At 39.3% G+C, this 16,872-nt stretch carries 17 protein-coding genes and 1 pseudogene; 11 read left to right on the forward strand and 7 right to left on the reverse strand.

Annotation, left to right across the window (positions count from 1 at the left end; all coding sequences use genetic code 11):
• Positions 1-59: 59 nt before the first annotated feature.
• A complete protein-coding gene (locus ACPUEN_RS16740) occupies positions 60-233 on the forward strand; it encodes a hypothetical protein (protein WP_425637053.1) in 174 nt (57 codons plus the stop codon).
• Positions 234-346: 113 nt separating this feature from the next.
• Positions 347-490, forward strand: a pseudogene (locus ACPUEN_RS16745) (type II toxin-antitoxin system RelE/ParE family toxin); the annotation flags it as partial.
• 54 nt (positions 491-544) lie between these two features.
• Here ACPUEN_RS16745 and ACPUEN_RS16750 read toward each other — a convergent pair.
• The 6 genes from ACPUEN_RS16750 to gltX form a co-directional block, all read right to left on the reverse strand.
• Positions 545-1,297, reverse strand: coding sequence for a hypothetical protein (locus tag ACPUEN_RS16750; RefSeq protein WP_425637054.1), 753 nt, complete (start codon positions 1,295-1,297; stop codon positions 545-547).
• 11 nt (positions 1,298-1,308) lie between these two features.
• Positions 1,309-1,620: a hypothetical protein gene (locus ACPUEN_RS16755; protein WP_425637055.1), complete on the reverse strand. Its 312-nt coding sequence runs from the start codon at positions 1,618-1,620 to the stop codon at positions 1,309-1,311.
• Entirely contained in the window at positions 1,610-2,104 is a 495-nt protein-coding gene (locus ACPUEN_RS16760) for an RNA polymerase sigma factor (protein ID WP_425637056.1), read from the reverse strand. Before ACPUEN_RS16760 ends, ACPUEN_RS16755 begins: the two co-directional genes overlap by 11 nt.
• A gap of 96 nt (positions 2,105-2,200) precedes the next feature.
• Complete coding sequence (locus ACPUEN_RS16765) at positions 2,201-2,878, reverse strand: outer membrane beta-barrel protein (protein WP_425637057.1); 678 nt, start codon at positions 2,876-2,878, stop codon at positions 2,201-2,203.
• Positions 2,879-3,019: 141 nt separating this feature from the next.
• Positions 3,020-3,214, reverse strand: a complete 195-nt coding sequence (locus ACPUEN_RS16770) for a hypothetical protein (protein ID WP_111610008.1) — start codon at positions 3,212-3,214, stop codon at positions 3,020-3,022.
• Positions 3,215-3,225: 11 nt separating this feature from the next.
• Complete coding sequence (gltX, locus tag ACPUEN_RS16775) at positions 3,226-4,764, reverse strand: glutamate--tRNA ligase (RefSeq protein WP_425637058.1); 1,539 nt, start codon at positions 4,762-4,764, stop codon at positions 3,226-3,228.
• A gap of 388 nt (positions 4,765-5,152) precedes the next feature.
• On the opposite strand from gltX, the gene ACPUEN_RS16780 reads away from it, so the two are divergent.
• From ACPUEN_RS16780 to ACPUEN_RS16805, 6 genes are all read left to right on the forward strand, one after another.
• The gene (locus tag ACPUEN_RS16780) at positions 5,153-5,575 is read left to right on the forward strand and encodes a hypothetical protein (RefSeq protein ID WP_425637059.1); all 423 of its coding nucleotides are present in this window, start codon (positions 5,153-5,155) and stop codon (positions 5,573-5,575) included.
• Between the two features lie 24 nt (positions 5,576-5,599).
• Positions 5,600-6,049, forward strand: coding sequence for a hypothetical protein (locus ACPUEN_RS16785; RefSeq protein ID WP_425637060.1), 450 nt, complete (start codon positions 5,600-5,602; stop codon positions 6,047-6,049).
• Positions 6,050-6,068: 19 nt separating this feature from the next.
• Positions 6,069-6,611: a hypothetical protein gene (locus tag ACPUEN_RS16790; RefSeq protein ID WP_425637061.1), complete on the forward strand. Its 543-nt coding sequence runs from the start codon at positions 6,069-6,071 to the stop codon at positions 6,609-6,611.
• Positions 6,612-6,759: 148 nt separating this feature from the next.
• Entirely contained in the window at positions 6,760-10,113 is a 3,354-nt protein-coding gene (mfd, locus tag ACPUEN_RS16795; protein WP_425637062.1) for a transcription-repair coupling factor, read from the forward strand.
• A 178-nt stretch (positions 10,114-10,291) separates the two neighbouring features.
• Positions 10,292-11,518: a gliding motility lipoprotein GldJ gene (gene gldJ / locus ACPUEN_RS16800; RefSeq protein ID WP_111610015.1), complete on the forward strand. Its 1,227-nt coding sequence runs from the start codon at positions 10,292-10,294 to the stop codon at positions 11,516-11,518.
• Between the two features lie 173 nt (positions 11,519-11,691).
• On the forward strand, positions 11,692-12,135 hold the full coding sequence (locus tag ACPUEN_RS16805) for a DoxX family protein (protein WP_425637063.1): 444 nt from the start codon (positions 11,692-11,694) through the stop codon (positions 12,133-12,135).
• Between the two features lie 53 nt (positions 12,136-12,188).
• On the opposite strand, the gene ACPUEN_RS16810 is transcribed toward ACPUEN_RS16805, so the two are convergent.
• On the reverse strand, positions 12,189-12,788 hold the full coding sequence (locus ACPUEN_RS16810) for a DUF1684 domain-containing protein (protein ID WP_425637064.1): 600 nt from the start codon (positions 12,786-12,788) through the stop codon (positions 12,189-12,191).
• Positions 12,789-12,996: 208 nt separating this feature from the next.
• On the opposite strand from ACPUEN_RS16810, the gene ACPUEN_RS16815 reads away from it, so the two are divergent.
• The 3 genes from ACPUEN_RS16815 to ACPUEN_RS16825 all read left to right on the forward strand — a co-directional run bounded on the left by ACPUEN_RS16815 (position 12,997) and on the right by ACPUEN_RS16825 (position 16,823).
• Positions 12,997-13,986, forward strand: a complete 990-nt coding sequence (locus ACPUEN_RS16815; RefSeq protein WP_425637065.1) for an N-acetylmuramoyl-L-alanine amidase — start codon at positions 12,997-12,999, stop codon at positions 13,984-13,986.
• 213 nt (positions 13,987-14,199) lie between these two features.
• Positions 14,200-14,760, forward strand: a complete 561-nt coding sequence (locus ACPUEN_RS16820; protein WP_425637066.1) for a type 1 glutamine amidotransferase domain-containing protein — start codon at positions 14,200-14,202, stop codon at positions 14,758-14,760.
• Between the two features lie 179 nt (positions 14,761-14,939).
• Positions 14,940-16,823: a mucoidy inhibitor MuiA family protein gene (locus ACPUEN_RS16825; protein WP_425637067.1), complete on the forward strand. Its 1,884-nt coding sequence runs from the start codon at positions 14,940-14,942 to the stop codon at positions 16,821-16,823.
• The last annotated feature ends 49 nt before the right edge of the window (positions 16,824-16,872 follow it).

The raw sequence follows: 16,872 nt of genomic DNA on the forward strand, positions 1-16,872 counted from the left end.
GGGTTTCAAGCATACAGAGATTTTAATATTTTTAGTAAAGTTTTAAAATAGTGAGATTTATGAAAAAGGACAAAGCCATAGAAGTCTTAAATGAGTTGCCTGGAGAGTTTGACATAGAGGTATTGATTGAGCGACTTATTTTTATTGAGAAGGTTGAAGCAGGCCTAGAGCAGATCAAGGAAGGCAAAATTATACTTCATGAGGCTGTCAAGGATATTTCCCAAAAGTGGTAAAGCTTATTTGGACTGAGCTTGCTATGGAGATAGCAAGAGACTCTGAAAAGTATGCTAAAAGACAGGTTGCAAAAATCATTAAAAAATCGGAGTAAGCCCAAAACCAACCCTTTTCTGGCAAGGTTGTGCCAGAATTCTCAGATCAAACTATACTAGAGTTACTTGAAGGTAATTGTAGGATTGTTTACAGGATTGCTGAAGAGGTAGTTTATATAGTCCGAATTCACCATTCAGCACGACTGTTACTAGAAATATAGGCAAAAAAGGAGCCTGAAACCGGACTCCTTTTTTCAAATATAAAACCATTAATCTTACTTTTTAGGGTCTTCTTTTAGCTTAATGACGATCACTCCATTTTTCCCTTTTTCTCCGAAGGTGTCGATGGCTGCTTTGTCTTTCAGCACGTTGATGCTCTCAATATCATTTGGATTGATGTTTTTGAAATCGGTGAATTCCTTCATTCCATCTTTTGTGTCCAGCATATAGAGTGGTGCGTTTTTTTGACTGGAGCCTACCGCCTTTAATACGATCTGAGGAGAAGGATTCGAGCTGCTTGATACTGATCCATAAAGAGGCTTGCCTACTCTATAATTGGGGGTAAATCTTGTTTTAGGATTTGTAGAACTGACTGAATTAACACCATACCCTACAATATTCACCCCATTTACTGTTTGCACCCGCTGGCCTTGCAGTATTTCTTGTTGCTCTAAATTCAATTCGTTTTTGATAGAGACCATCGTGCTTAGCTGTTGCTTTTTCAGGGAGTTCTCCAAAGCCAGCACTTTGTCCATTTGCTTTTGGATAGCCACTTCATCGATCTTGGTTTGATCCAGAAGTTCTTTGAGTTTCAGTGTGGCATCATCGAGATCCCATTTCATTGAGCTGAACTTACCGGCGTTTTCACTGTGAATTTTTTTGATCGTGGTGGCTTGCGCATCGGTCAATTCCAATTCTTTTCGTAGCTCCATCACTCTATCCGCGGAGTAGATGTTCTTTTGAAATAAATCCTGTGCATTTACAAAACCGGCATGTAGTATCAAGTATAAGATAAGTATGTTTTTCATTTTAGGGTAGTTTAATATTCTGTCAACAAGGAAGCAGTGGGCGATTCCCAGGTATCCAGGAATGTGCTTTCTTCAATGGTGAAATGTTGATTTTGATTTTCATCCTCAACTAGCGTTATAATTACTACTTCAGGAGTTGAACTTTCTATAGGTACTGGTTTTGGGATAAATAGAAATGCAAAAATGATAGACGCAGCTATCCCTGCTGGAATCCAAAAACTGAATTTACCTGTTTTGACTTCTGGGAAAGCTGGGGTTTCGATTTGCTCATCCTGCTTTTTCATCTGGTCAAAAAACCGTTCTAATTGTCCGTTATTTTCCATATTCTTCCTGGATTTGAACTTTAGTAATTAATTCCTTGAGTTTCTTTTTCCCGCGATCATAATGAGTTCTCGCAGTTCCTAAGCCGATTTGTAGGATTTCGGCACTTTGCGCGATGGTCAACTGATGATAGAAAACCATCAAAATCACTTCCCGCTGCATCTCTGGTAAGCGCTTGATTATCCCCTCATAATCAGTTGAGTCCACCTCTTCATGAATCTCTACCGGGTCATATGAATCAGCAAGAGAAACGATTTTTCCAGATTTCCTGTGTTCATCGATCGCCGTATATCTGATAATAGAAAAAAGCCATGTTTTAGCTTTTGATGCATCCTTTAGCTTTGCTTGTCCCTCCAGAATCTTCAAATACGTCTGCTGAAGCACATCCTTTGCCATCTCATCCTCAAAAGAGCAACATTGCCTAGCCCAGAGGTATGCATCCCTATGGTGGGCTTTTAAGATATGATCTAGCTGGTTGCGATTCATTTACATCCGTTAGTCGGGGGATGGGGGTAATATATGACAAGAGAGTTGGAAAGTTTTTAGTGGTAAGGTTGAAAAGTTGCGAACCTTACAACTTTGCTACTTTACAACACTCGAACTTTTCGAATCTTTAATTCTAAACAAATACGCTAACGTAAACTCCAGGTTGGTGGAGCTCATATCAAAAATCCTATTTTGACCTTCTGGATTGGTAAAGTCATAGGCAAATCGCACTTCTCCAGCCAAGGTGCTTTTACCGAAAAGTTTGGAAATTCCTGCACCTGCAGTTAGTCCATACATGATTTTTCGAGGTTTGTCATCTACATCTCCATAGGTTGGGATTTCCGGCGGACTAGCATCAGCATATTCTCTTCTGATGTCATTTGCTTGAAGCATGTAGCCAAGATGTGGACCTGCTTTGATCTGAAATCTTCCAGATCTGCCAATGAAAAAGCTGGAAAGAATAGGGATTTTCAGGTAATCAAACTGAGTTTCATTGACTAATGCAGGCTCTATATCTTCATCTGAAATCTGCGCGAATCCTAAGCGCAAAAACTGAAGATTGACTTCGATTCCTGCGTTTTTTGCGTTGAAATGTTCAAAAACCAAGGCAAAAGTAGTTGCTCCGATTCCTTCAACTGAAATCCCACGGGTGCTGGGGGTAGGCCGATAAGAATAGGTGGAAGTGGTATATCCACCACGGATGCCAACACTTGTCTGGCCTAGCGCTACAAAACTTGCAAAAATGAAAATGCCCGTGAGCAAAATTCTGTCCATGTCCAAAAGTAAGTAATTATAGATTTTGTCGGATTTTATTTAACGTTTTCTGAGATAATCATTCTTCATCAATGGTGTACTTACGAAAAGAGCTCCACAGGGGAGCTCTTTTAAATGAATAAGATCCTAAATCAGGAAGTTTTATTCTTTCTTATCAGATTTCAAATCATCTCTATCTTTTAGCTTTTTGTCTTCCACATTCTTGTTGAGAAACTCGTTGATTTTGTCAATAGAAAAGGAAGAGGAGATCTCGCCAAAGGAATTTATGTTCATTTTGAAGCCGTTTAAGTCTTCATGAACTTTAGGGTCTTCGTTTTTCTTTTTCTTCTTAGTCATAGCTTAGGTGTTTAGCTTATTACATCTAATGTTGCTAACGCAAATCTAATTCGCTTAGCCACATCTTCAGTCCCTAAAATAGCAAAAATCTCCATCAAATCCGGTCCTGCGCCTACTCCAGTTACAGCCAGACGGACGGCTTGCATGGATTTTCCTAATTTTAATTCCTTCGCTTCAGCAGTTTCTCCAAGCAAAGCTTTAGCTTTTTCGGCATCGAAATCACCAGTAAAACCTTCAAGCCTCTCTGCATACGCAGTAAGTATGGTCACGGCATCTGCATTCCATCTTTTACCCGCAATATCCTGGTCAAATTCCGTGGGAGCTTCGACCACAAATCTACTTCCTTGCCAAATTTCAGCAGGGAAAGTCACACGCTCTTTCATCAAAGATACTAGGGCTTCTGCTGTGTCCTGAATAATAGTCACTCCTTCGTTAGCCGCATCGGCGATCACATAAGGAGCTAATTCTGCATTTGATTTTGCTCTCAAATACTGCTCGTTGAACCACTTTGCTTTTGCGATATCAAACTTAGTTCCTGACTTGCCGATTCGCTCCATAGAGAATGCTTCGATCAATTCTTTCAATGAAAAAATTTCTCGATCATCACCAGGATTCCAGCCTAGGAATGCCAAGAAATTCAAAAAGGCATCTGACAAATAACCTTGCTCACGGAAGCCAGCTGCCGTATCGCCATCTACCTTGTTTTCCCAATTCAAAGGAAAAACCGGAAAGCCCAGCTTATCTCCGTCACGCTTAGAAAGCTTCCCGTTGCCGTCAGGCTTGAGTAAAAGTGGCAAATGCGCAAACTCAGGCATGGTATCTTCCCAGCCAAAGAATTTATACAGCAACACATGCAAAGGTGCTGAAGGAAGCCATTCCTCTCCACGGATCACGTGTGTAATATTCATCAGATGATCATCGACGATATTTGCCAGGTGGTAAGTTGGCATCCCGTCAGATTTCATTAATACTTTGTCATCTAGCGTAGCAGACTGCACCATCACCCAGCCACGGATCATGTCATTGAGTCGAACTTCCTCTTTACGTGGGATTTTCACCCGGATTACATAGGGCTCACCAGATTCCAGTCTTTCCTTCACTTCTTCTTCAGGAAGTGTCAGCGAGTTTTTCATCTGAGTTCTGGTGATGCTGTTGTATTGTGGCTGAACCACTCGCGCGGCAGTTAAGCGCTCACGCATGGCTTCCAGTTCTTCAGAAGTGTCAAAAGCATAGTATGCATGTCCAGCTTCTACCAAATCAAGTGCGTATTGCATATAGCTAGGCTTGCGCTCAGACTGGCGGTAAGGACCGCAGTCACCAGGATTCCATGGGCTTTCGTCTGGGGAAATGCCTAGCCAAGCCAAAGATTCCTGAATATAAGCTTCCGCTCCAGGCACGAAACGATTTTGGTCAGTATCCTCTATTCTTAGAAGGAATTTACCACCCATTTTGCGGGCAAAAAGGTAATTATAAAGCGCTGTACGCACACCGCCGATATGCAATGGCCCCGTCGGTGACGGAGCGAATCTTACGCGAACTTCTCTACTCATAGAATTATATGTCAATACCCTCCCTTTAAAGTTGAGGGCGTATTTTGATTTAATGATCGGGGCGCAAAGATAAGGAAATGTTTGTGTATGAAGGGAAGGGTTAAATGACCTATTAAACTATGCATGAAGGAAATTGAAGAGGATGCTTTTCTTAAATTTCGTGAATAACTTTCAGCTTAGCCGGGGAAATCTGCATATTAGATCAGTTAGAATTATTTGACTTACGGGTTTTTGAGGTGCGGCAAAGTGAGTTTTATAAGAATATATTTTGGAGTGGGTTTAACAATACTTTTGCTCAGATGAAGGCAATCAAGACAAATTTTCCAATTGCTTCGCCATATGATAAATATTACAAGGATTTTAAGTTAGCAGAATTATTAACTAAGAAATGTGGAAATTAATTTTATTCATGCCGCTGTGGTTTCTGCCTCAATCGCCTACTTCTGATTATGTAGTGTTGATTGTAAATGATTGCCAGCTTGCCGAAGCTGTAGAGAGAGGTGAAAATCCAAAAAGATTCTTTATTGCGCTGCATTATAAAGATGAAAGAGGCTTGGTTACTCTTGGTCATAACTATATATATCCTGAAGATAAGCCTGCCACTATGACTATGAGCTATCCCGAAATACTGCAGAGTAATCCGATATTTACTTCAGACATCAATGATTTATTATCATGGGCAAAACTGGCAATAAATCAAAGAAAGATATTTATCCTTCTCTCAAGTGACTATTGCTCCGGAATGCGTTTTGTATCAAATCAATCATTTACACTGTATGAAGTAAAGATTGGGCTAGAGCTTAATGAGTGATATTTGCAAAATCTCTTTTAATCTATGATTCGATTTCCCTTAGTATTGTTTGTGTTACTCTTTTCTTCCAGTGGGTATAGAAGGGCTGATGAAAGCAATGAAATGTCGGGTCAGCGATCAGCCGAAATATATATCGTTTTTAACCGATATCAAGCTGATACTGAGTTTATAGATAGATCTACACCTGAAAAGGAAAGTTTTCAATATTTGAGAGAGGGGTTTTATGATCCTAATCTACATATCAGAGTTTCTCATGATATTGACTTCCAAAAAAAGGTGATTACCCGTAAGGGTTTAGATAGCAAGGTCGTCTGGTTCGATCAAGAGATGGAATATACTGATTGGTTTCACCTAAGTAGTCTTGAGACTTACTATGTTATTTTTGAAGATGATTATCTAGTAAAAGGTTCATTGGATCCAGATCATGAATTTGAAGTTTATGAAGTTGGCATAAGTACTGGTGGAATAGAGTGATTACAAATAAATTTATTGTATGTCTAGTTTTGCAGCGATAAGTACATTGATTTTACTTCTAATTTCCTCATTGTTTTTCAAGGCAGAAAAAGAGAAGGTTTTTGTTATCATCGACGATTGTCAACAATGGGAAAAGCGTAGACCAATTGACGAGCAGTACTTCTCTATAACCAATAATAAAGTATGGCTTTCTTCTTCCTATTATTCTTATGATGAACAGGATACTTTGGCATCGGTTCACCTCTTTAATGGAAATATAGACCTGAATCCTCCTGAACTTTTGGAAATGTCTCTTGCTGAAATGTTAAATTCCGGTGTTCAGTTTTCGTCTGAAATTGGCGTCGAAGATTGGTGTACTTTTAATTCTGAAGGCTCAGAGCTTTATATTATTCTACCGGAGGATTTTTGTTCTGAAAAGGAATTCTTGCATTCCACTAATTTTACCCTTTATAAAACCAGAGTTAGAGTAGATTATCCCGGTCCTGAATGTGTTTTTATTGATGACCCCATGCGGTTTTTCCCTACAGATACAAGTCGGAGAAATAGGGGCTCTGACAAATGATTGGGTGCCTTTTCTGTACCAAAGCATTCATTCTGAACTCTTATTGACTTCAGATGTTAATTAGCAGGGAAAAGCAGCTAGAATCAATCGTTGGAATTCATAAAGCGCTAACTTTACCCCACCAACCTAGTATTAAAATCACAAGCTTTTGGATCGTCCCGATTTTCTTTCCATTTACCAATCAGACCCTATTTTTCAAACTATCGCTCATGAGATATCAAGTGGCGAAAAACTTACCTATCAGATAAAAGGGCTATCTGGAAGTTTGGATATGGTGTTGTTTTCTGCACTTTTTCAGGCTAAAGGAGGATTTCATCTTATCGTTGCGCAAGACAAAGAAGAGGCGGCTTATCTCAACTCAGATCTTCAGAATCTGATGAACAGCGAGGAGCATATGATCTTCCCTTCCAGTTTTAAGCGTGCATATCAGTACGAGGAAATAGACAATGCCAACGTTCTGATGAGATCGGAAATTCTAAATCTTGTATTAGAGGAGAAGGGAAAGTCACGAATTATCATCACTTATCCAGAAGCAATTTATGAGCGGGTGATCAATAAAAGATCACTTCTGGAGAACACCTTTTCTGCGAAAGTTGGGGAGCAAGTGGATATGGAGTTTGTCTCTGAAATCCTGGCTAGCTATGATTTTGAGCGTACAGAGTTTGTTTACGAGCCTGGTCAATATGCCATTCGAGGAGGAATTTTGGATGTTTTTTCATTTTCCAATGAGAACCCTTATCGATTGGAGCTTTTTGGTAAAGAGATAGAAAGCATCCGGACTTTTGATCCAGAAAGCCAACTTTCCATTGCAAGTGTAGATCAAATCTCATTGATTCCAAATGTCCAAACCAAGCTTTTACAAGAAGTGAGACAGTCATTTCTGGGCTTTTTGCCAGAGCAAACTATCGTATGGATCAAAGATTATCAGCTGACACTGGATGTGATGGACGAGTGCTTCCACAAGGCTTCACTTGCTTTTGACCAAATCGTCAAAAAGAGCAATAATACAAAAACAGTACTCGGCCCTTCTGATTTATTTGATAAAGGAGCTGACTTTGCGACTATGTCGGCTAATTTCTCTCGAGTGGAATTTGGTAAGCAGTTTTACCTGAAGAATGCCAAACAATCCACTTGGGAATCTCAGCCTCAAGCATCTTTCAATAAGAATTTTGACTTATTGGTTGCCCAGCTTTCGGAAAATGAAAAGAAGGGATTTGTCAATATTTTGACCGCAGAAAATGCGAAGCAAATCGATAGGCTACTGGGGATTTTCAAAGAATTAGACCCGACTTTGCAGGTGCAAAGTATGCTTCTTGGCTTGCGTGAGGGATTTGATGATAAGCAATCAAAAATAGCCTGCTTCACAGATCATCAGCTATTCGAGCGTTTTCATCGCTATAAAACCCGCGATAAAGCCAGTAAATCCAAAGCGCTGACGATCAAAGAACTGAAAGCTTTGCACCCAGGAGACTACATCGTCCACGTGGATTATGGCGTGGGTCGTTTTGCAGGATTGGAGAAAGTAGATGTGGCTGGCAAAATGCAAGAGGCTGTCAGATTGGTGTTTAGAGATGATGATTTGCTCTATGTGAACATTCACTCTCTGCACAAGATTTCGAAGTTTTCAGGCCAGGAAGGAACCGTTCCGTCTATGTCCAAACTGGGTTCTCCAGAATGGGAAAACAAGAAATCCAGAGCCAAGAAGCAGGTAAAAGACATTGCCAAAGATTTGATCGCGCTTTATGCAAAGCGAAGATCTGCTGCGGGTTTTGCTTTCAATCAGGATTCGGTACTGCAAATTGAGTTGGAGTCTTCCTTTATTTATGAGGATACACCGGATCAAGCTATAGCCACTCAGGATGTGAAATCTGATATGGAAAAGTCTTATCCTATGGATCGATTGGTCTGTGGTGATGTAGGCTTTGGAAAAACCGAAGTAGCAATCCGTGCAGCTTTCAAAGCGGTAAATGACAGAAAGCAAGTTGCCATATTGGTTCCGACGACCATTCTGGCTATGCAGCATTTTCATACTTTTAGTGAGCGATTGGAAAATTTTCCAGTGAAAGTCGAGTATATCAACCGTTTTCGCACTGCGAAAGAGATAAAGGAAATCATCGCTCAGGTGAAGACTGGAGAAATAGACATCCTCGTAGGTACACATAGAATTGTCAATAAGGACATTGAGTTTAGAGACTTAGGCTTATTGGTGATAGATGAGGAGCAGAAGTTTGGGGTGAAAGTGAAAGATCAGTTGAAGAATTTGCGTTTGAATGTGGATGTCTTGACGTTAACTGCCACGCCGATACCGAGGACCTTGCACTTTTCCCTAATGGGAGCAAGAGATTTGTCCGTGATAGCTACTCCTCCGCCAAACCGACAGCCGGTTACTACTGAAGTTCAGACCTTCCAAGAAGAAGTGATTCGGGATGCGGTTTCGTATGAGCTAAGAAGAGGAGGTCAAGTTTTCTTCGTTCATAATAGAGTGGGAGAAATTGACTCCATCGCCAATTTGATAATGAAATTGGTTCCAGACGCTCGTGTAGTAGGAGCTCATGGTCAGATGGATGGTAAAAAACTGGAGAAAGTCATGGTGGATTTTATCCATCACGAATACGATGTACTGGTTTCAACCAATATCATCGAATCTGGACTTGATATTCCAAATGCCAATACGATTATTATCAACCGAGCTCATATGTTTGGTATGAGTGATTTGCACCAGATGCGAGGTCGAGTTGGTAGAAGTAATAAGAAGGCATTTTGTTATTTGCTTACTCAGCCAATGTCTGGTTTGACAGCAGAAGCTAGAAAACGTATGCAGACACTTGAAGAATTCTCCGATTTGGGAGATGGTTTCAAAGTGGCTATGAAGGACTTGGATATTAGAGGAGCTGGTAACTTATTAGGTGCGGAGCAGAGCGGCTTCATCACAGATCTTGGTTTTGAGATGTATCACAAAATACTTGACGAAGCTGTTCAGGAATTGAAGGAAAACGAGTTTGCAGCTTTATTTGAAACCGATTTGACCGAGAAAGTCAAGGTGTTGGTTCAAGATTGTACAATAGAGACTGATTTGGAATTATTGATTCCTGAGGAATACGTAGGAAACATAAGCGAAAGGCTGGGGCTTTACTCTAAACTTGACGCTATTAAGAATGAAGAAGAGTTGACCAATTTTTCTCATATGCTATTGGACCGATTTGGGCCTTTACCTGAGTCTGTGGAAGACTTGATGGAAACTGTACGTCTGAGATGGAAAGCCGAAAAACTTGGCATTGAGAAACTTGTGTTGAAAGGGAACCTAATGAAGTGTCACTTACTCCCATCCACTCGTGATGATTATTATTCTTCAGATATTTTCCAAAAAGTGATGCGATTTGCGCAAATGAATAGTAAACTTTGCAAAATAAAGGAGTACAAGAATCGTTTGATTCTTACATTATCGAATGTTTCTACAATTTCTAAGGCCCAGATTAAGCTAAAAGAGATGAATGAAGCATGATTTTAAAAATAATTTAGTGGCATAAAAATTGCAGATTTGCATATCGATTTTGTTGAATTTCCGGGATTTTGGCTGTTTTTTGCCAAAAGGATTCCAAGGACTTCATCTTAAATCATTGCATGTGCTTGACATTGCAATTATATTAGCACATTGAAAAAGACCTTAAACAATTACAAATATGCGTCTGAGTAACAAATCTTGGGGAATGTGGGTAGCGGCTTTGGCGATAGTCGGAAGCTCTATTTTAACCTCTTGTAACAAAACTCCTGGCTATGGCAGAAGAACTGCAGAAAAGCCTGGTAAAAAAAGTGCTACGACCGGAGCAGAATTCAGTTTTGATGAAAATGATTCTACTAATTTTTTTGTAGCTAAAAATGCCGAGCAAATTCCAGGACCAAACTTGAAATTTATCCAAGGTGGTAGAGCTGTTCTAGGCTCTCAGGAAGAGGATGTAATGGCTTTCCGTGATAATCAGGAAAGAACTGTTACACTTTCAAACTTCTACCTCGATGAAACGGAAGTCACAAATAATGATTTTAGAGAATTTCTTTTCGATATGAAGAAAAAAGTGAGTGCAGATTCACTTCTGAAACTAGAACCAAAGGATAATGTATGGGCAGGTGGAGAGATGTCATTCAATGACATGTATCAGTCATACTACTTTAGATTCCCAGGTTTCAACTTCTATCCAGTTGCAGGTGTTTCTTGGGTTCAAGCTAATGCCTACTCCAAGTGGAGAACTGATTACGTTCAGGAGATTATTAGAAAAGAAAGAGAAATAGACTCAACTTTCACTAAAACTCAACTGATAGAAAGAGGAGTTGCTCTTGCAGATTATAGACTACCAACAGAAGCTGAGTGGGAATATGCGGCCAAAGCAATGATCGGAACGCAATACCTAGATGAAAATCAGGAATACGGTCGAATCTATCCTTGGGATGGAAGAGGAGTTCGTAACCCTTACAACGTAAAAAGGAAAGGTAAACAAGGTGATTTCCTTGCCAACTTCAAAAGAGGTAGAGGTGATTACGGTGGAATCTCAGGTGGTCAGAGAAATGATGGGGATATCATTCCTACAAACGTTTATGATATGGCTCCAAATGATTTTGGCCTGTATCACATGGCAGGAAACATGAACGAATGGACTCAGGATATTTACCGACCACTTTCTTACCAAGACTTTGATGACCTCAACCCAGTTAGAAGTAACGGGACAGGAGATGAAGAAGATACTTATATGACTTCTATGCTTACAGATGAGCTTAGAGTTTATAAAGGAGGTTCTTGGAGAGATGTAGCTTATTGGCTTGCTCCAGGTACAAGAAGATTTATGCATCAGGATTCTGCGACCAATCATATTGGTTTCAGATGTGCAATGATATCTATCGGAGAAAAGGGAAATTAAGAAACACTCAATCGTATTGAAGCCCCATCAAGTCATTTGTTGGGGCTTTTTTGTGTCAAATAGTTTCGTGCAGTGATTAAGTACAAAAAAAATATCAGGCTATAATTACTTCCTTTTCAAGTAATTACCCCCGGTTTTTTGTAACTTATAAGAGTACTTAAACCCAAAATGACATGAATACTTTATCAAAAATTGAATCGTGGGCAGATAGACATCATCCTCAATGGATCGATTTCCTCCGCATTGTGCTAGGACTATTTATTATGTACAAAGGAGTACTTTTTATTTCCGATACAGGTGCTCTGATGGATCTTATGAAAAATAAGGATCTTCAATTTTTTAACCTCGGATTAGCGCATTACGTTGCTTTTGCACATCTAGTTGGAGGTTTTCTTATTGCTTTAGGGTTAGTTACCCGATTTGCTATCCTATTTCAAATCCCAATCCTTTTGGTAGCTGTTTTCTTTGTAAATCTCGATTCAGGTTTTCTCTCTGTTTCGAATAATCTTGAATTCGAATTATCTCTTCTTGTGTTGATTTTATTAACTGTTTTCTTGATTTATGGATCAGGGAAATTTTCCTTGGATAATTACATGAAGGAGCACCCTAAGTGGTGATTTAATAGGAATGAATATGGGTGGAAATATTTTTCCGCCCATGTTTGTACTATTTACTTCATCATCACGCCTGCTTCTATTTCCAGAGGCAAATCATTTTCCTTGGGAGGAATTGGGCAGGCATATCCAGCTGAATAGGCGCAGAATGGATTGTAGGCTTTATTGAAGTCTAGCTCAATTGTATTTCCAGCTGGGATCCTTAAGTCCATATATCTTCCGCCTCCATAGGTTTCTTTTCCATTGGTAGGATCTGTAAAGGGAAGGAAAAGATAATCCTTGTATTTTTCTTCCGTTCTCAACTGATGACTTTGGTATATATTCAGTTGGTATTCTGCCCCATCCAGCGTGAACGTAGCAATACCATATATGTCATAGTCTTTGATAGAATTTGCCGTTGTCTTCATTTGAAAAAAGCTTTGTGGAGGCAGCTTTTCGAATTTGGCTATTACATGATATTTTTCATCTATTGGATAATAATCATGTCCTCTAAAGGTTATTTGTTCCTCTGGAGATAATGGAGATTCATCAGGATTTTTAAATTCTTCATTTAGTTTCTGCTGAAATTCTAAAATAGAGGCTTTATAATCATTTTGGGCATAAAGGTCATTTGAAAACCCAATAAGTGCTAATGAGAAAATAAGAAGTGCTTTCATAGGAGTTAAAATTGCTGAATTGAAATTAGTCAAAATTCTTTTTTAACTAATAACTCTTAAATCGTGGAAATCAGAATCTAAATTTTAGAAGAATTTTTTACTCTATCCGAATAAAAGCAATGTAAAATTATAATCTCTTCATTTTCAATGCTTAGGCAAATCTCATTAAATTGATAATCTGAATTTTAACTTTTAACCTATATAAATCATGGAAAGCAAAAATGGATTTTTGAAAATGAGCATTGCTGAATTTATCCCTTGGATTCATTCCCAGCGAATTGCTCGAACCATTATCACTATTCAACAGCATCATACCTGGAGTCCAAACTACACACACTTCAATGGTAGAAATCATTTTGACAGGCAATTAGCCATGAAAAACCATCATGTACGAAATAATGGTTGGAGTGATATTGGACAGCATTTTACGACTTTTCCAGATGGCACTATTGTTACCGGAAGGTCCTTGGAAGCCACTCCAGCATGTATTTTTGGAGCTAATCGTGATTCCATTTGTATCGAACACCTTGGCAATTTTGATAAAGATGGTGATGCCATGACAAATGAGCACAGAGACGCTATAATACAGATGACTGCAGTTCTTTGCGATAAATTTAGATTGCCTGTAAATACATTTAGTATCATTTATCATCACTGGTTTGAACTTAGTACTGGGAAAAGGAATAATGGAACCGGTGGCAATAAGTCTTGTCCGGGTTCAAATTTCTTTGGTGGAAATAAAGTAGAAGACTGTACGTCTTTTTTCCTTCCATTTGTAGAACAGGCGATTCAAGGGTCCCACCAAACCATTGCTCCACCTGCTATTGAAAAATATGTAGCAGTGACAGCTAATCTACTTAATGTACGAACCGCGCCAAATGGTTCTTCTTCCAAGGCTCCAGATCGAGAAGCTGCTCAACTTGGCTCTATTCTAAGAATATATGAGGAGTCAAATGGATGGCTAAAAATCTCAAATAGTCAGTCTCATTGGGTCTTTGGAAGATACACTTCTGAAGTAAAAAGAGCTACCGTCAATGCGAACGTACTTCGTGTGAGAAGTGGACCAGGAACTGAGTTTCATAGTGTAGATAATCTTATGAAATCTGAGGAAGTCTTCATTTCCAAGGAATTGAATGGTTGGTGCAAGATGAGTTTGGAGGAAAAATGGTTAAGCAAAAGTTATTTGGATTTCCAATAATCAGATGTAATCCTATGTCTGATTCTTCCCGATATGTGCGTTCATTTCTCATATCGTGGAACTTTCCCAATTGCTATTTATAGGAAAACCCGTCTATCTTACTCATAGACGGGTTTCTCTTTTTTGGAACATTGTTGGTTCTTATATAAGTGCTTCCAAACCGAAGCTACTTTCTATAAGAGGAAGTAATTGTCAACTTAACCAACTAGCATAATGAGTTTATTAAAAGATATAAGAGTAGCTATACTTGCTACAAATGGATTTGAAGAATCAGAACTGATGGAACCAAAGCGAACGCTTGAAAAAGAAGGTGCCGAGGTCTTAATAATATCTCCAGAGAATGACGAAATCAAAGGCTGGAAAAATGGAAACTGGAGTGAAGCAATAAAAGTTGATGCTCGGGTAGATCAAGTGAGTGCCACTGATTTTGATTCCTTACTAATTCCTGGTGGCGTGATCAATCCTGACTTGTTGAGGAGGGATATGACTTCAGTGAATTTTGTCAAGAGCTTTTTTGCAGATCACAAGCCGGTAGCAGCAATCTGCCATGGACCACAAATGCTCATAGAAGCTGAAGTAACCAATGGTCGTACGTTGACATCATTTGCATCGATAAGAAAAGACTTAGAAAATTCAGGAGCCCAATGGGTAGATGAAGAAGTGGTCGTGGATAGCGGCTTAGTCACATCAAGAAGCCCGAAAGATCTGCCTGCATTTAATAAAAAAATAGTAGAGGAATTCCGAGAAGGAAAACATGCTGGACAAACAGCTTAATAAGCATGAAGCCCGATTAATTAAATTAGTCGGGTTTTTTTTATGGTATTTTTTTATTTAACAAGAGCTACGTTGATTGTAGAATCTCGTTATTTTGAAATCTTAACTTTTGATAGTTGAACCCTGAATTTTATTTACCGTTAAATTTTTACTTATTTAATAGTTCGACCCTACAATTCATGCAAAGACTTCCGTTTATACTCACATTTTGTCTATTCTCCTTTTTTAGCTTTTCTCAAGAAATCAAAGAATCGACCTTTAAGTCAGAAATCAAAGAAGTTACGGTCTTCCTTTCAGGGGCGCAGATTTTTGAGACAGCCTCTGGGCAGCTTTCGGCTGGGGAGTCATTTATATTGATCAAGGGACTTTCTCCCTACGTGGATGAAAAAAGTATTCAGGTCAAAGGAATGGGAGATTTTACCATTCAGGCTGTAAATAAGCGCTTGGATTACCTCTCTGAGCAAAAAACTGGGGAGAAAGTGAAAATGCTACAGGATTCTATTTTGGCAATCCAAAGAAACCAAAGTATAGAAATGGGGCGCCTGGAAGTGCTAAAGGAAAAAACCAGTTTGCTAAATGCAAATAAGAATATCGGTGGAACTCAGAATGGAGCTAGTCTGACAGAATTGAAGCAGGCCATGGATTTTTATGATGCTGAGCTGATGAAAATCAAAGCTGAGGAATTGAAAATACAAGCGAATCTTCAGAAGGAAAATGAGGAGATGAATAAGCTCAGGAATCAAATTGCAGCAATGCAGGAATCCGGTAATGAATCAACCTCCGAAATCAGAATTAGAGTGAAAGCAGATCGAGCAGGAGCTGCCAATTTTGAAATCAATTACCTGGTTGCTAATGCTGGCTGGTACCCAAAATACGATGTGCGTGTAAAAGATGTGAGTTCTCCACTTTCCTTGACGTATAAGGCAGAAGTTTATCAAAATACCGGAGTTGACTGGAAGGAAGTGAAACTTAGATTTTCCAACGGTAACCCAAACCAAGGCGGACAAATCCCTGATTTAGAAAAATGGGAATTGAATTTTGCCAGATTGACCACTTTCAATCCTAGGACTCAAAACTTCGGGTCAGTTTCTGGGAAAGTTGTTGATGCAGGTGACGGAGAAGGGATTCCGGGTGCAACTGTGATGGTGCGGGGCACAACCATTGGAACAGTAACGGATATAGATGGCAATTACTCCCTAACCTTACCTTCTGGAGCTAGTCAATTAAGTGTTTCCTTTATTGGCTATCAGCCTAGGGATATAGCGATTAATTCCTCCAGAGTGAATGTATCACTTCAAGAAGATATTATGGCTTTGGAAGAGGTAGTTGTTACTGCATATGGAACTGCCAATAGGAAGGCCTTACAAGGCAGGGCACCAGGTATTACTATTAGAGGTAATAATTCCCTGCAGGCTGCACCAGCTCCAGTATTACAGACTACTGTAGTAGAAAACCAAACCACAGTAGAAATCGAAGTTGCTGAGCCTTATTCTATCAAATCAAATGGAGAGAAAACCTTGGTGGATTTGAAAAACTACGAAGTTGATGCTAACTACAGGTATTCGGTTGTCCCTAAACTTGATAATGATGCCTTCTTGATTGCTGAGATTGCCGATTGGAGTCAATACAGTTTGCTTGAAGGAGAAAGCAATCTATACTTCGAAGATGGTTTTGTAGGCAGGTCAATATTGAATGGATCTTCATTGCAAGATACCTTGGAAATTTCAATGGGGCGGGATAGAAGCATTGTCATTCAGCGTGAGAAAAATGATGAATTCTCCAAAAAGCGAGCTATTGGGTCAAATATCACCGAGAGTCGTGAGTATATCACAACCGTGAAAAATAATAAGTCTCAGGCAGTGACGATCAATGTAGAAGATCAGATTCCTGTCTCAGTGAATTCCGATATTTCTGTAGAAGCGTTGAATATTTCTGGAGGGAAATTGGATCCTGATACAGGAACAGTGATTTGGACGATTTCGTTGGCGCCTGGTGCTCAGCAAGAGCTCAATCTCCAATACGAAGTGAAATATCCAAAGCGGGAAAAAGTGATTTTGGATTAAGGTTGATGCTATGGTAAATAGCTAAAAAGAGGTTAAACATACTTGTTTA

Origin of the sequence: Algoriphagus yeomjeoni (assembly GCF_049821175.1) — a bacterium.
Classification (GTDB): Bacteria; Bacteroidota; Bacteroidia; order Cytophagales; family Cyclobacteriaceae; genus Algoriphagus; species Algoriphagus yeomjeoni_A.

Excerpts from the sequence above, each read along its gene's own strand:
- ACPUEN_RS16760 (WP_425637056.1), bottom strand. The coding sequence starts at position 2,104 with ATGAATCGCAACCAGCTAGATCATATCTTAAAAGCCCACCATAGGGAT.
- gltX (WP_425637058.1), bottom strand. The coding sequence starts at position 4,764 with ATGAGTAGAGAAGTTCGCGTAAGATTCGCTCCGTCACCGACGGGGCCA.
- ACPUEN_RS16825 (WP_425637067.1), top strand. The coding sequence starts at position 14,940 with ATGCAAAGACTTCCGTTTATACTCACATTTTGTCTATTCTCCTTTTTT.
- ACPUEN_RS16810 (WP_425637064.1), bottom strand. The coding sequence starts at position 12,788 with ATGAAAGCACTTCTTATTTTCTCATTAGCACTTATTGGGTTTTCAAAT.
- ACPUEN_RS16790 (WP_425637061.1), top strand. The coding sequence starts at position 6,069 with ATGTCTAGTTTTGCAGCGATAAGTACATTGATTTTACTTCTAATTTCC.
- ACPUEN_RS16805 (WP_425637063.1), top strand. The coding sequence starts at position 11,692 with ATGAATACTTTATCAAAAATTGAATCGTGGGCAGATAGACATCATCCT.
- ACPUEN_RS16765 (WP_425637057.1), bottom strand. The coding sequence starts at position 2,878 with ATGGACAGAATTTTGCTCACGGGCATTTTCATTTTTGCAAGTTTTGTA.
- ACPUEN_RS16740 (WP_425637053.1), top strand. The coding sequence starts at position 60 with ATGAAAAAGGACAAAGCCATAGAAGTCTTAAATGAGTTGCCTGGAGAG.
- ACPUEN_RS16815 (WP_425637065.1), top strand. The coding sequence starts at position 12,997 with ATGGAAAGCAAAAATGGATTTTTGAAAATGAGCATTGCTGAATTTATC.
- ACPUEN_RS16755 (WP_425637055.1), bottom strand. The coding sequence starts at position 1,620 with ATGGAAAATAACGGACAATTAGAACGGTTTTTTGACCAGATGAAAAAG.
- ACPUEN_RS16780 (WP_425637059.1), top strand. The coding sequence starts at position 5,153 with ATGTGGAAATTAATTTTATTCATGCCGCTGTGGTTTCTGCCTCAATCG.
- ACPUEN_RS16770 (WP_111610008.1), bottom strand. The coding sequence starts at position 3,214 with ATGACTAAGAAGAAAAAGAAAAACGAAGACCCTAAAGTTCATGAAGAC.
- ACPUEN_RS16750 (WP_425637054.1), bottom strand. The coding sequence starts at position 1,297 with ATGAAAAACATACTTATCTTATACTTGATACTACATGCCGGTTTTGTA.
- gldJ (WP_111610015.1), top strand. The coding sequence starts at position 10,292 with ATGCGTCTGAGTAACAAATCTTGGGGAATGTGGGTAGCGGCTTTGGCG.
- ACPUEN_RS16820 (WP_425637066.1), top strand. The coding sequence starts at position 14,200 with ATGAGTTTATTAAAAGATATAAGAGTAGCTATACTTGCTACAAATGGA.
- ACPUEN_RS16785 (WP_425637060.1), top strand. The coding sequence starts at position 5,600 with ATGATTCGATTTCCCTTAGTATTGTTTGTGTTACTCTTTTCTTCCAGT.